Raw genomic sequence first — 13253 nt, forward strand, 5'->3', positions numbered from 1 at the left:
CCTGTGGTTCATCCCCGGATCACTCTGGCACATCCGCGCGGGTGTGACGGGCCGATCCGGGCGCTCACCGCGTCTGGGCGCATGGGCCGTGCCGGCCCGGTGCGTCCGCGCATCGCTGGACCGACCGGCGACGCGCGGCCCGGGGGTTAGCGCGTCAGGGCCGGCGACACAATCGTCGCACCCCGCGCGGCGCTCAGCCGTCATCCGGGGCGGAACCGGTGCGAAGACAGATGGGCGCCGTGTGATGGACTGGTATCCTCTGCGTCTTTGCGAGCTTCAATACGTCGCCGGGGCTTGCCCAGTCGCGCCGCGCCCCGACATGGTGCCGCGATGGATGCCTCCCCCGACTTTCCGCGGCAGAGCCGCGTGCCCGTGTTCAACATGCCGGGGGTTGTCACCCTCGCGATCGGGCTACTTCTGGCGATCCAGGCGGTGCGCGAGTTCCTGCTGCCGGACACCTGGGACATCCGCCTCGTCCTCGATCTGGCGCTGATCCCGGCGCGCTGGACCCTCTGGTTCGATCCCGGCCAAGCCACCGAGGTGATCCGCGCGGCCGCCGATACGGGCGATCCCAGCCTTGAGGCGGCCCGCGAGGCCTTCGCCCGCTACATCGTGGGCGAGCACGCCCTCCAGCCCTGGACGCTCGTCACCTACGCGCTGCTGCACGGCTCGTGGATGCACGTGATCTTCAACAGCGTCTGGCTCGCGGCCTTCGGCGCCCCGGTGGCGCGCCGCTGCGGCGCCCTGCGCTGGTGCGTCCTCGCCCTTGCCGGCACCGCGGCCGGGGGCCTGTTCCACATCCTGATCGATCCCCTGGGCGCCGGGCCGCTGGTCGGCGCCTCGGCGGGGATCTCGGCCCTGATGGCCGCCGCCGCCCGCTTCGTGTTCCAGCCGCCGGTCTCCGGCTACGGCGCGCCGGCCTGGCAGGTGCCGCCGGCCCGGCCCGCCGAGACGATCCCCGAATTGCTGCGCAACCGGACGGCCGTGTCGTTCCTGGTGATCTGGCTCCTGACCAACCTGCTCTTCGGCCTCGTCAGCATGCCGCTGGTCGGCGAGAACGCCGCCATCGCCTGGGACGCGCATCTCGGCGGCTTCATCGCGGGCTTCTTCCTGTTCCCCCTCGTCGACCCTCGGGAGCCGCGGCGGCACTGAGCACCTTGCCATCCGGCCGGATCGGTCACACACTCGCCACAATGTGAACGCGCCGGGCCCAACCCGGCCGAGAACGCAATCAGGGCGCCGCGGGCTGACGGCGTACCGGACGCGTCACAAGGGAGAGAGCCATGACCGTCGCACGCATCCTCGCCGAGAAGGGAAGCTCCGTCGTCACCGTGAGCCCCGACAAGACACTGGAGGACGTGATCCAGATCCTCGCCGACAAGCGGATCGGTGCCCTGGTGGCCGCCCATGCCGACGGGACGGTGGCGGGCATCATCTCCGAGCGGGACATCATGCGTGCGCTGGCCCGGCACGGAGGCTCGGCCTTCGACGCGCCGGTCTCGGCCCATATGACCACCGCGGTCACGACTTGCGGTCGGAGCACCACGATCGAGGAGGTCATGGCGCTGATGACCGATGGGCGCTTCCGCCACGTGCCGGTCTGCGAGGACGGGCGGCTGATCGGCCTCGTCTCGATCGGCGACGTGGTGGCGCGCAAGATCGCCTCCGTCGAGGCCGAGCAGCAGGCCCTGCGCGACTACATCACGATGGCGTAGGGGCGCGAAGCCTCACGTCTCTCGCGCCCTCCGCCCCCGGGCTTCACCGGTTCAGAGCAGGCGGCCGGTGCCGGAGCGCGACGCGCGCGCCCTCTCCCGCACGGGAGAGGGGACCTGCGCGTCTCCGCGTCGACGGACGAGCGGGCCGACAGCTCAAGCCCATGATCGCCCGCGGTCCGTTTCACGCCTTCACGGGATCGAGGGTGACGTGCCAGAGGTCGGTGTCGGCCGCGTCCTTGAGGGTCACGGTCATCTGCTCGGTCCGACCGTCCACCGCCACGTGCCCGAAGAACTGGTAGCCGGCGGCCGGCGACAGGTTCACCTGACCCTTGTCGGGCGCCTTCACGAAGCGCAGCTGCGGCCCGAACGTGTTGTCCAGGGCGTTCGGCCCGAAGGTGCCCGCGTGCAGCGGGCCGGAGACGAACTCCCAGAACGGGTCGAAATCCTGGAACTGCGCCTTGTTGGGGTCGTAGTAGTGGGCGGCCGTGTAGTGCACGTCGGCCGTGAGCCAGACCGTGTTGCGGATCCCCGCGCTCTTGATGAAGCGCAGGAGGTCGGCGATCTCCAGTTCGCGCCCCAGGGGCGGCCCGTCGCCCTGCGCCACCGCCTCCGAGCCGAAATTCCGGTCGACGTCGTAGGTCACCACGAGGCCGAGGGGCATGTCGGCGGCGATCACCTTCCAGGTCGCGCGGGAGTCGAGCAGCGCCTGCTTCAGCCACGCGAGTTGCTGCGGCCCGAGGAAGTGGGATTCGGGGCCGTACTCCGTCTGCTTGTTCTCGCCGTTCGGCCCCCGGTAGGAGCGCATGTCGAGCATGAACACGTCGACCAGCGGACCGTAGGCGATCTTGCGGTAGACCCGGCCGGGTTCCGCCGGCTCGAAGCGCATCGGCATGTACTCGTGAAACGCCTTGGCCGCCCGCAGCTGCAGGGCCAGGACGTTCGGGTCGGAGTATTTCTTCTTGAGGTGCTCGGCCCGGGTGAGGGGTTCGCCCGGCCACCAGTTGTTGGTGACCTCGTGGTCGTCCCACTGCGCCAGGATCGGCACGGCGGCGTTCATCGCCAGCACGTTCCGGTCGGTGAGGTTGTACTTGTGCCGGCCCCGGAACTCCGCGAGCGTCTCGGCGGGCTTGGCCACCTCCTCGGTGACCCGGTTGCGCCACAGGCTGCCGTCGGGGAGCTTCACCTCGGACTGGATCGGCCCGTCGGCGTAGATCGTGTCGCCGGAATGGATGAAGAAGTCCGGCCGGTTCTTCAGGATGGCCGAGTAGATCGTCATGCCGCCGCGGGCCTCGTCGATGCCCCAGCCCTGGCCCGCCGTGTCGCCCGACCAGCAGAACGACACCGTGCGCCTGTCCGCCGGCGCGGTACGGAACCGGCCGATCTGAGCCGGTCCGACAATCGTCGGGGCGGCGATGTCCTGGAGGCGGACCCGGTAGAACACGTCCTGGCCGGCCGGCAGCCCGGTCAGGGCCACCTTCACGGTGCCATCGGTCTCGGGCAGGGCGTCGGCGAAGACGCCGCCGCGGATGTCGGAAAAGCTCTCGGTGGTCGCCCATTCGACGATCGCCCGGGCGGGCCGGTCGGAGCGCGCCCAGACGACCGCCGAGTCGGTGCCGACATCGCCCGATTGCAGGCCGTGTGTGAGGACCGGCCGGTCGGCGGCACGGCTCAGGCTGGGGCGCCCGAGGCCGGAGGCCAGCCCGACGAGGCTCGCGCCCCCGGACAGCAGGATCTGACGGCGACTCGTATACATTGGAAGCCCTCCAGTATGCAGGGCGCCCATCGCAGGCGGTCGCGACAGCCGGATGACGGGCGGGCACGCAGGCGGGCTGGATCGGGTCCCGACAGCCTCACGCCCGAGCCGCGGCACCTTCAAGCATAGTGCGGATCCGGGGCAGGGCGGCCCGGGCGGCGCGGTGCCCCAGAGCAATGCCCTCCGCGGCGCGGTGGAAATCGAACAGCCCGAAGGCGCCGAGATCCGGGCCGATGGCGACGTCCGGCGGGTCGCGTTCCAGCCGCGCCCGCGAGATCCGATCCTGGGTGGTGTTGAAGGCGTCGAGCACCACCCGGGCGATGCCCGGTACGGCGAGCTCGGGCTCGGGACGGTCGAAACCCGGCAGGCGTCCGCGCACCACCTGCAGAAGGCCCCGGCGCGGGGGCGGATGCGGCGCCTCGCGCACCACCGGACCGCCGGTATCGCCGTTGAGGTTCACGCAGATGACCAGGTCGGCACCCAGCGCCCGGGCCAACGCCACCGGCACCGGGTTGACCAGAGTCCCGTCCATCAGCACGCGGCCCGCGTGGGCCACCGGTGGGAACAGGCCGGGAATCGCGTAGGAGGCGCGCACCGCATCCACCGCCGGGCCCTCGGTGAGGCTGATCTCGTCGCCGGTGCCGTACTCGGTGGCGACGCAGCCGAAGCGGATGGGCAGCGTCTCGATGCGGCGCGCGCCGAGATCCGCGGCGAGGCGCTGGCGCAGGCGGTTGCCGGCGATCAGGCCGGAGCCCGGCAGACGGGGATCGATGAGCCCGACGACGCGGCGCCGGGTCAGCGCCCGGGCGAAGGCTTCGAGCCGGTCGAGGCGCCCGGCCGCGTAGCAGGCGCCGACCACCGCGCCGATGGAGCAGCCCGCCACAACGGTCGGATGGATGCCGGCTTCCTCCAGGGCACGGATCACCCCGATATGCGCCCAGCCCCGGGCCGAGCCGCCGCCGAGCGCGAGCCCGACCCGCGGTCCGGCACTCGGCGACGGCCGGACCGGCTCGACGGTTCCGGGAAGGAAATGGGGATCGGCGGATTCGTCTTGCCACCGTGTGGCAAGAGGGTGGTTCATCGCCCGGCGGCCTTCAGGACGACCTGGCCGTCCGCCTCACGGACGACGCTGCGGTAGAAGCAGTCCCGCCGGCCGGTGTGGCAGCAGCCGCCGTCGCCCCCGACCTCGACGCGGATCAGCAGGGCGTCCTGGTCGCAATCGACCCGCATCTCGACCACGCGCTGGATCTGACCGCTGGTCGCCCCCTTGTGCCAGAGTTCGCCCCGCGAGCGCGACCAGTACCAAGCCTCGCCGGTCTCGAGCGTGCGCGCCAGCGATTCGGCGTTCATGTGGGCGAGCATCAGCACCCGCCCGTCTTGCGCGTCCACCGCGATGCAGGCGACGAGCCCGTCGCGGTCGAATCGGGGCGTGAGGGCCGTACCTTCCTCGACCTCGGCGCGGGTGCCGGGGGGAGCGAAAGCGATGTCGCGGGCAGTCATGGGCAGGTCGTCGCCTGAGGCTACTTGGCGCCGCCGCGCACCAGGGTCAGGAAGCGGACCTGCTCGTTGGCATTGTCCTTGAAGACGCCGCGGAACTGGCTGGTGATGGTCGAGACGCCGGCCTTCTGGACGCCGCGCATCGCCATGCAGAGATGCTCGGCCTCCACCATCACGGCGACGCCGCGGGGCTTGAGGATGCTCTCGATCACGTCGGCGATCTGGGCGGTCATCGTCTCCTGGGTCTGCAGGCGGCGGGCGAAGGTGTCGACCACGCGGGCGAGCTTCGACAGGCCGACCACGCCCCGGGTCGGGTAGTAGGCGATGTGGGCGAGGCCCATGAACGGCACCATGTGGTGCTCGCAATGGGAGTGGAACGGGATGTCGCGCACCAGCACGATGTCCGAGTAGCCCTCGACCTCCTCGAAGACGCGTTCGAGGAGCTTCTCGGCATCGACCCCATAGCCGCCGAACAGCTGCTCGTAGGCCTTGGTCACCCGGGCCGGCGTGTCGAGCAGGCCCTCGCGGGTCGGATCGTCGCCGGCCCAGCGCAGGAGCGTGCGCACGGCGGCCTCGGCCTCGGCGCGGCTCGGGCGGCCGGTCTCGATCCCGTCCGGGACGCGGGTGGCGGAAGCTGGCTCGGGCGCGACCTCGATGGGACGCCCGTCATCCACCGGCCGATTGTCATTGCGCATGCCGTTCAGCCCTTGCCCATCACTCCCGTTCCGGCCGAAACCCTGGCCATCGCCCTGGTAGGACAAGGATTTGAGCGCGGCATCCATGGCATCTCCGGCCCGCGCGATGCGGGACTTCATCGGGGTGCTGTCGGGCTTTGCGTACATCGTCGGATCGGGTCGGGCGTTCGAGGGAAGTTCCCGGGCTCGAAAAGGTTTCAAGCCGGCGCCCCGGGATGGTCTAAAGCCGTGAGCACCACCGTGGCCGTGGGCGCGACCCTGGTCGACGGCCCGCCTCCTCGCGAAGCGACCGTACGGCGCCTATATCATCGTTCGCGGGGCAACGCGCAATGCGCGATGCACGCGGCAGAGTCCCGATGGGATTGACGCCTCCGGTTGAGGACCCGATGCTCGACGATATCTACAACCGCCGTATCCTGGAACTCGCCGCCGACATCCCCCGGCTCGGTCGGCTGGAGAACCCGGATGCCAGCGCCACCGCCCATTCCCGCCTCTGCGGCTCGACCGTGACGGTCGACCTCGTCCTCGGCGAGGACGGCCGGGTGACGGATTTCGCCCACGAGGTGAGGGCCTGCGCCCTGGGCCAGGCCTCCTCGTCGCTGATGGGCCGGCACGTGGTCGGCACCACGGCGGAGGAGCTGCGCGGCGTCCGCGAGACCATGCGGGCGATGCTCAAGGAGAACGGGCCTGCGCCCGATGGCGCCTGGGCGGACCTCGCGGTGCTGGAGCCGGTGCGGGCGTTCAAGGCGCGCCATGCCTCGACGCTCCTGACCTTCGACGCGGTGGTGGACGCCCTCGATCAGATCGCCGCCAAGCGACGGGCCGCCTGAGGGCATGGTCCGGCGCGCCGCCCATTGGGCGATCCGCCTGTATCAGCTCACCCTGTCGGGTCTGATCGGCCGCCAGTGCCGTCATTGGCCGAGCTGCTCCGAATACACCGATACGGCCATCGCCCGGCACGGGGTCTGGCCCGGCGGCTGGATGGGCGTCGCCCGGATCTGCCGCTGCGGCCCGTTCGGAACCCACGGGATCGATCTCGTGCCGGAGCAGCTGCCCGCGGGATCGGCGTGGTACCGCCCCTGGGCCTATGGCCGCTGGCGCGGCGTCGAGGCGCCGCCGTCACCCTTCGCCTGTGAGGCGGTGGCGGAGGGGCGTGGAGCGGACGCGCGGTGAAGGTCGCGATCCCGGCCTGTTTCAGCTGAAGCAGCAGGCGACGGGGTCGATGCTCCGGCACCCGATCAGCCCGTAGCTCCGACCCGTCCACTAGGCCACGTCGACCCGGTACGGGATACGGTCCGCGAGCCGGCGGCGCTCGCCGTGCGACCGGCCGCAACCGAAGGCTTCGACCCCGGTTGTCCTTGCGGAGAGCCCGGCATGTCCGCGGCTCACGGCGAACCGGAGCGGGCACAGAATGTCCACCGAATTCAGAGGCAAGACGCATATCGACATCTATGACCGCGCCATCCGCGAGGAGTGGGCACAGCGCTTCGGCGTCAGCGAGGAGCGGCTGCGCAAGGCTGTGACCATGGTTGGAAGCCGGATCACGAGCGTGGCCGCCTATCTCGACAAGCCGGCCTCCTGAGCGCGGTGGCATCGTGGACGTGCCCCCCGATTTCCGACCGCCCCCGGAGCTTCCGGCGGCGGTGACGCCGTCGGTTGAGCCCGGGCCCTCGTCCGGATCCGACGACGCTGTAACCCAGCCTCCGGCCAGGTCGCCCGATGCCCTCACGTTCGAGCAGATCCGCGAGCGGGCCTACGAACTCTGGGAGCGCAACCACCGGCCGGAGGGTTTCGAGATCGAGTTCTGGCTGCTGGCCGAGCGGGAATTGCGCAAGGAGCGGGAGCGCCGGAAGAGCGCGGATCGGCCGAACCATCCGGCATCCGGTTCGCCGCCGGCCTGAGCGGCGGTCTAGCGAGACCGGGGCATCATCCGCCATCGACCAGGCGGCGCGGGATGACAGCCCCCGGGGCGCGGCATCTGGTCGGCGGGGCCGGCTTGTGCGAGATCGGCGGAGGGCCATCACAAGGTCGCTGGGGATCGCCCGCATGGCCGCGCAACGCGCAGGGCGCGATCTGCGCTGGGCCTTGCGCGATCCGCGCGCCGTGAGAAACCTTCGGCCCCGAAGGCCCGGTCTCCACCGCAACGGGCCGTCCGCTCACCCGTGCGACAGGAGCCCCCGTTGAAGCCCTCCGTCCCCGCTGCCCGAGCCCGGCCCGGTGCGAAGACGGGACCGGTCGCGTGACCGGTCTCGCCGCCCTGAACGACATGGATGCGCCGGCCTTCGAGGCGCTCCTCGGCAGCGTCTTCGAGCATGCGCCCTGGGTGGCTCGGGCCGCCTGGGCCCGGCGGCCCTTCGCCGGCATCGCCGATCTGCACGCGGCGATGATGGCGGCGGTGCGTGCCGCCCCCGCCGAAACCCGCCGCGCCTTCCTGAACGGCCATCCGGAACTCGCCGGGCCCGAGGCCCGCGCCCGCAGCCTCACCGCGGATTCCGCGAGCGAGCAGGGGAGTGCGGGCCTCGACCGCATGGGCGAGGCCGACGCGCAAGCCTTCGACCGCCTGAATGCCGCCTACCGGGCGCGTTTCGGCTTCCCGTTCATCATCGCCGTTCGGGGCCGGGGACGGGCCGAGATCCGGTCCATCTTCGAGGCTCGGCTCGGCCGGGATCCGGCGGTCGAGGAAGCGACCGCGCTGGAGGAGGTCGCCCAGATCACGCGGATGCGCCTGGACCGCCTGATCACGCCGTGAGACGACCCACGACGCGACGGTCCCGGAACCGGCTCGGGTCTCAGGCCTCGATCGACGACCGGGCCTCCTTCACGGCCGCCTCGAAGGCGACGAAGGCCGTGGTCGCCTGATCCCAGGCCTGGCTGCGCACGTGGCGGATCAGGGCGGCTGCCTGTTCGCGGGCCTGCGCCAGCGGCCGCTCGATGGCGGCGGCGCGCGTCGAATCGGCGGGGATCCCCTCCGGCGGCGTGTCGGTCGAGCGCATCCCGACCAGGGTCGCCGCGATCGCGCGGCGCCAGGCCGCGCAATCCGCCGAAAGGCGGATCACTTGCTGATCCGCGCTGGTCCCGATCTGGCGATCGAGCAGGGTGCGCCCCAGATCCTCGATCCGACTCAACTGCGCCAGGGCGTCACCGATCTCCCGGCGCGCCTTGTCGGTGCCTTCCGCGATGCGGCCGACATTCTGGGCGATGTCGCCGGTGGCCTGCATCTGCTGGCCGAGGATCTCCGAGGCCTCGCGCATCTGCGCCGCCACATTCGCCACGGCGCCACTCTCGGCCTCGACGCGGGCATTGGCCCGCATCATCGCGGAGGCGCCGGCCTCGACCGCGTTGCGGCTGCGGGTCACCGCGGCCTGCATCGCCGCCATCTCCTCGCGCAGGCCGCTGACCCGCGCCCGGATCTCGTCGGTCGCCTTGGCGGTCTGCGCCGACAGCGTCTTGACCTCCGCGGCGACCACCGCGAAGCCGCGGCCGGCCTCGCCGGCCCGTGCCGCCTCGATGGTGGCGTTGAGCGCCAGCAGATTGGTCTGGGCCGAGATCGCCGCGATGGTGCCGGCCATCTCCTCGATCCGCAGGGCGGCGGTCGAGAAGCTGTCGAGCCGGCTGCCGATCTCTTCAGTCCCCTCTTCGATCCCGCGCATGCCCTCGGTGGCGCGGTGAAGGTCGCCCACGCAGGTGACGATACCGGCCCGGGCCGTCTCGGCAGTCTCGGCCGCCGAGGAGGAGCGGGCGGCGATCTCCCCCGTCGTCGCGGCGAGTTCCTCGCTCGCTGCCGCGATCAGACGGGCCTGCTCGGCGGTGCCGGAGGCGTCGTGGGTCATCCAGCCGATGGAGGTCCCGGCGTCGGAGGCGGAGGCAGACAGGCGCGCCAGGAGCGACAGCCACTCGCGATCGACGGTCGATTCGGGTTCGGGACGCAGAGGTTCCACGACCAGCGCCGCCGCCGGAATCGTGGACGGCGCAGGCGTTATGACCGGGGTTGCGACCGCGTCAGAAACGTGACGCTGCCGACGCAAACTGAACATGCGGGACACTCCGATATCCGAATCGAAGCGGACCCTCGCACAGAACCTTCAATCAATGGTGAAGGATAACCGGATCTGCCCGCCGCCGATATAGCACTCTGCGGAAGTGCAATCGGCGGCGCTGCCAGAGGTTGCGACTCCAGATATGGATCTATCTGGAGGCGCAATGCTTCATTCGCCCGTCAGAGCGGCCTTGGTGCGCGACCACCAGCCCGCGCGCTTGGGACGGTCCGGATCGGCGGGCGGCGTCAGAACCACCGCCACGGGCTCCGCGGGGACCTCCGCCGGGCCAGCGGTCGCGGCGTCCGGCGCAGCGGCGGGCTCTCGGTCGGCCGGCGCAGGGGCTTCGGCTTCCGCCACCGGCAGATCCACGGCGGTCTCGGTGCGGCCGGCCGCCGGGGCGGCCTCAACCGCCTCCGCCACCGCCTGGGCGCTCACCGGCTCTTCCGCCGACAGGGCCACCGTCTCGCCCACCGCGTCGGGAGCATCCTCCGTCTCGGCGGCGTCCCGCGTGCGGCCCTCGCTCCGTCCGCGACCGCCGCGGCGTCCGCGGCGGCGGCGGCGTCCGCCCTCGTCCTCGGCGCGGGCCGCCTCGTCGGGGCCGGCCACGGCCTCATCGGTCTCCCCGGCCTCGGCTGCGACGGCCTCGGCCGGCGCCTCGGCTGCGGCCGGCTCCTCGCCGTCCCAGTCCTCGTCCCGACCGTCCTCGTCCGAACGCTCGCCCTCCTGGCGATCATCGTCGCCGCGATCCTCCTCGGCGCGACCGTCCTGACGCCCGCCCCGGCGGCGGCGGCGGCGCCGCCGGCGGCGGCCTTCACCCTCCTCGCGCGTCGCCTCCTCGCGCGTCTCGGCGCGGCCCTCCTCGGCCTCGCCCTCGGCATCCGCCTCGACCTCGGCCTCGACCTCGTCGGCCTCCTCGTCCTCGTCCTCGAACTCCGTGGTGGGCGAGATCGCCTGGGCGCGCACGCCCGTCACCGGACCCTCGGCGCGCTGAGCCGGCTCGCCGCGGTCAAGCTGGAAGGCCGCGGTGGCGGCCAGCCGCTCGTCGGCCGCGATCGTGATGGTCACGCCGAAGCGCATCTCCAGCTCGCGCAGGTGCCCGCGCTTCTGGTTGAGGATGTAGAGGGCGACCTCGGTGCGGGTCCGCAGCACGAGGTTGTGGCTCGCCGACTTGAGCAGCGCCTCCTCGATGGAGCGCAGGATGTGCAGGGCCACCGAGGCGGTGGCGCGCACGAAGCCCGAGCCGCCGCAATGGGCGCAGGGGATCGAGGAGGATTCGAGCACGCCCGTGCGGATGCGCTGGCGGCTCATCTCCATGAGGCCGAAGGGCGAGATCCGGCCGACCTGGATGCGGGCGCGGTCGTTCTTCAGGCACTCGTTCAGCTTCTTCTCGACGGCGCGGTTGTTGCGCTTCTCCTCCATGTCGATGAAGTCGATGACGATCAGGCCCGCGAGGTCGCGCAGGCGCAGCTGGCGGGCAACCTCCTCGGCGGCCTCCAGGTTCGTCTTGAGGGCGGTGTCCTCGATGTCGTGCTCGCGGGTGGCGCGGCCCGAGTTCACGTCGATCGAGACCAGGGCCTCGGTCGGGTTGATCACCAGATAGCCGCCGGACTTCAGCGAGACGTGGCTGGAGAACATCGCGTCGAGCTGCTGCTCGACGCCGAAGCGGGCGAAGATCGGCGTCGGGTCGCGGTAGGGCTTCACGACCTTGGACTGGCCGGGCATCAGCATCCGCATGAAGTCCTTGGCCTCGCGGTAGGCGTCCTCGCCGGCGACCAGAACCTCGTCCAGATCCTTGTTGTACAGGTCGCGGATGGCGCGCTTGATCAGCGAGCCTTCCTCGTAGACCAGCGCGGGCGCCATCGAGGTCAGCGTCAGCTCGCGGACCGACTCCCACAGCCGCATCAGGTACTCGAAGTCGCGGGCGATCTCGGGCTTGGAGCGCGAGGCGCCGGCGGTGCGCAGGATGACGCCCATCCCTTCGGGCACCTCCAGATCCTGCACGACCTCCTTAAGGCGCTTGCGGTCGGCCGCCGAGGTGATCTTCCGGGAGATGCCGCCGCCGCGACCGGTATTGGGCATCAGCACCGAGTAGCGGCCGGCGAGCGACAGGTAGGTGGTGAGCGCCGCGCCCTTCGTGCCGCGCTCCTCCTTGACCACCTGAACCAGGATGATCTGGCGGCGCTTGATCACCTCCTGGATCTTGTACTGGCGGCGGTAGTGGCGGGGCCGCTCGGGGATCTCGGCCAGGGCGTCGCCGTTGCCGCCGACCTGGGCGATCTTGGGCTCGGCGTCGGGATCGTCGGAATCCTCGTCCGACTCGTCCTCATCCTCGTCGGACTCGTCCTCGTCGTCCTCCGACTCGTCCTCGTCCTCATCCTCGTCGTCGGATTCCTCGTCGTCCTCGTCGGACGCGTCATCCGCCTCATCGGCGTCCGCCGGCTCGGCGGTCTCCTCCGCGAGGGACTCGGCCGGCGCTTCGGCGACGGTCAGCGCCCCCGCCACGGCGATGCGGGCCTCGGCCTCGACCGGGGCGTCCTGCTCGGCGGCGTCGTCGTCAGCGACCGGCCCGGCCATGTCGTGCGCCGCCTGCGCCTCGGCAGGGGCGGCCTCGGCGGGGGCAGCGTCGAACGGCGCCTCGGCAGGGGCGGCCTCGGCGGCCTGCGCCGGCTCGTCCTGCGCCACGGGGATGTCGCCGGCGGCGGTCTCGGAGGCGAGGGCCTCCCGCACGGCCTCGGGATGCTCGGCGAGCGTATCGGGCTCGGCGGCCGGATCGAAACCGGCTTCCGTCCGGATCTCGGCCTGATCCTCGGTCTGGGACGCCTCGTGCCCGTCCTCGGCGCTCACGGTCTCGTCGGCGCCGCGGGCGCGGGCCTCGGCGCGGCGGCCGCGGGAGCGGCGCGGCGACCGGCGGCGGCGCTCCTCGCGCTCGCGGTGCTCCTCGGCGTCGCGGGCGTCCTCCTCGAGGAGCGCCTGCCGGTCGGCGAGCGGGATCTGGTAGTAGTCGGGGTGGATCTCGTTGAAGGCCAGGAAGCCGTGGCGGTTGCCGCCATACTCCACGAACGCCGCCTGGAGCGACGGCTCCACCCGGGTCACCTTGGCGAGATAGATGTTGCCGCGCAGCTGACGCCGGTTGGCGGCTTCGAAATCGAACTCCTCGACCCTAGACCCGTGGACCGTGACGACCCGGGTCTCCTCCGGGTGCATCGCGTCGATCAGCATTTTGTTGGCCATGTCGGACTCTCGGCATGGCGGCCGACGTCGTTCTCCGTGCCCGTGGTCCCGGCGGCGCCTCGCCCGACGTCAAACCTGTCGGGTGGGGTGCCGGCCTCGTCGCCGAGGCGGATGGGTTCGAGGGGAAATTGCCGTCAACCGCCGTTCGGCGCCCTGGGCGCCTGGGGTTGAAACAGGCCGGGAGGAGGGACGGACCGGTGCGACGCGCCTCTTGCGCCTCCGGGGCACGCGCAGCTCTATGCTGGGCCGTGCGTCCGTCCATCGTGGTCCCGACCTCGCGAAACAATCTCGGCCGATGGGGATCGGCCGTGAATTCTGGGGTGCG

Annotated in this window: 13 protein-coding genes; 7 read left to right on the top strand and 6 right to left on the bottom strand. The window is 71.6% G+C overall.

Going from position 1 to position 13253, the window contains the following annotated elements; genetic code table 11:
* Nucleotides 1–330 precede the first annotated feature (330 nt).
* On the top strand, nt 331–1152 hold the full coding sequence (locus BM396_RS09160; protein ID WP_043355351.1) for a rhomboid family intramembrane serine protease: 822 nt from the start codon (nt 331–333) through the stop codon (nt 1150–1152).
* A gap of 131 nt (nt 1153–1283) precedes the next feature.
* Nucleotides 1284–1715, top strand: a complete 432-nt coding sequence (locus BM396_RS09165) for a CBS domain-containing protein (RefSeq protein ID WP_043355353.1) — start codon at nt 1284–1286, stop codon at nt 1713–1715.
* A 181-nt stretch (nt 1716–1896) separates the two neighbouring features.
* On the opposite strand, the gene BM396_RS09170 is transcribed toward BM396_RS09165, so the two are convergent.
* The 4 genes from BM396_RS09170 to folE all read right to left on the bottom strand — a co-directional run bounded on the left by BM396_RS09170 (nt 1897) and on the right by folE (nt 5807).
* Nucleotides 1897–3468, bottom strand: a complete 1572-nt coding sequence (locus BM396_RS09170; RefSeq protein WP_043379093.1) for an alkaline phosphatase D family protein — start codon at nt 3466–3468, stop codon at nt 1897–1899.
* 97 nt (nt 3469–3565) lie between these two features.
* Nucleotides 3566–4549: a patatin-like phospholipase family protein gene (locus BM396_RS09175; RefSeq protein ID WP_043379096.1), complete on the bottom strand. Its 984-nt coding sequence runs from the start codon at nt 4547–4549 to the stop codon at nt 3566–3568.
* Nucleotides 4546–4968: a phosphoribosyl-AMP cyclohydrolase gene (gene hisI / locus BM396_RS09180; protein WP_043355359.1), complete on the bottom strand. Its 423-nt coding sequence runs from the start codon at nt 4966–4968 to the stop codon at nt 4546–4548. The genes BM396_RS09175 and hisI overlap by 4 nt, the downstream gene beginning before the upstream one ends.
* Before the next feature lie 20 nt (nt 4969–4988).
* Entirely contained in the window at nt 4989–5807 is an 819-nt protein-coding gene (gene folE, locus BM396_RS09185; RefSeq protein ID WP_043379097.1) for a GTP cyclohydrolase I FolE, read from the bottom strand.
* A gap of 239 nt (nt 5808–6046) precedes the next feature.
* Between folE and BM396_RS09190 the strand changes: the two genes are divergently transcribed.
* From BM396_RS09190 to uraD, 5 genes are all read left to right on the top strand, one after another.
* A complete protein-coding gene (locus tag BM396_RS09190) occupies nt 6047–6490 on the top strand; it encodes an iron-sulfur cluster assembly scaffold protein (protein ID WP_043355362.1) in 444 nt (147 codons plus the stop codon).
* A 4-nt stretch (nt 6491–6494) separates the two neighbouring features.
* Nucleotides 6495–6833 (top strand): membrane protein insertion efficiency factor YidD, encoded by a 339-nt coding sequence (gene yidD / locus BM396_RS09195; RefSeq protein ID WP_043355364.1) that lies wholly within the window; start codon nt 6495–6497, stop codon nt 6831–6833.
* A gap of 238 nt (nt 6834–7071) precedes the next feature.
* The gene (locus BM396_RS09200) at nt 7072–7242 is read left to right on the top strand and encodes a DUF3606 domain-containing protein (protein ID WP_075381142.1); all 171 of its coding nucleotides are present in this window, start codon (nt 7072–7074) and stop codon (nt 7240–7242) included.
* Nucleotides 7243–7255: 13 nt separating this feature from the next.
* A complete protein-coding gene (locus tag BM396_RS33775) occupies nt 7256–7561 on the top strand; it encodes a DUF2934 domain-containing protein (protein WP_043379099.1) in 306 nt (101 codons plus the stop codon).
* Nucleotides 7562–7899: 338 nt separating this feature from the next.
* Nucleotides 7900–8409 (top strand): 2-oxo-4-hydroxy-4-carboxy-5-ureidoimidazoline decarboxylase, encoded by a 510-nt coding sequence (gene uraD, locus BM396_RS09210; protein ID WP_043379102.1) that lies wholly within the window; start codon nt 7900–7902, stop codon nt 8407–8409.
* 40 nt (nt 8410–8449) lie between these two features.
* Here uraD and BM396_RS09215 read toward each other — a convergent pair whose 3' ends face one another.
* Nucleotides 8450–9598, bottom strand: a complete 1149-nt coding sequence (locus tag BM396_RS09215; RefSeq protein WP_244538849.1) for a methyl-accepting chemotaxis protein — start codon at nt 9596–9598, stop codon at nt 8450–8452.
* A gap of 267 nt (nt 9599–9865) precedes the next feature.
* Nucleotides 9866–12928 (bottom strand): Rne/Rng family ribonuclease, encoded by a 3063-nt coding sequence (locus BM396_RS09220; RefSeq protein WP_043379107.1) that lies wholly within the window; start codon nt 12926–12928, stop codon nt 9866–9868.
* Nucleotides 12929–13253 lie beyond the last annotated feature (325 nt).

The organism is Methylobacterium sp. UNCCL125 (assembly GCF_900116795.1).
In the GTDB taxonomy this organism is placed as follows: Bacteria; Pseudomonadota; Alphaproteobacteria; order Rhizobiales; family Beijerinckiaceae; genus Methylobacterium; species Methylobacterium fujisawaense.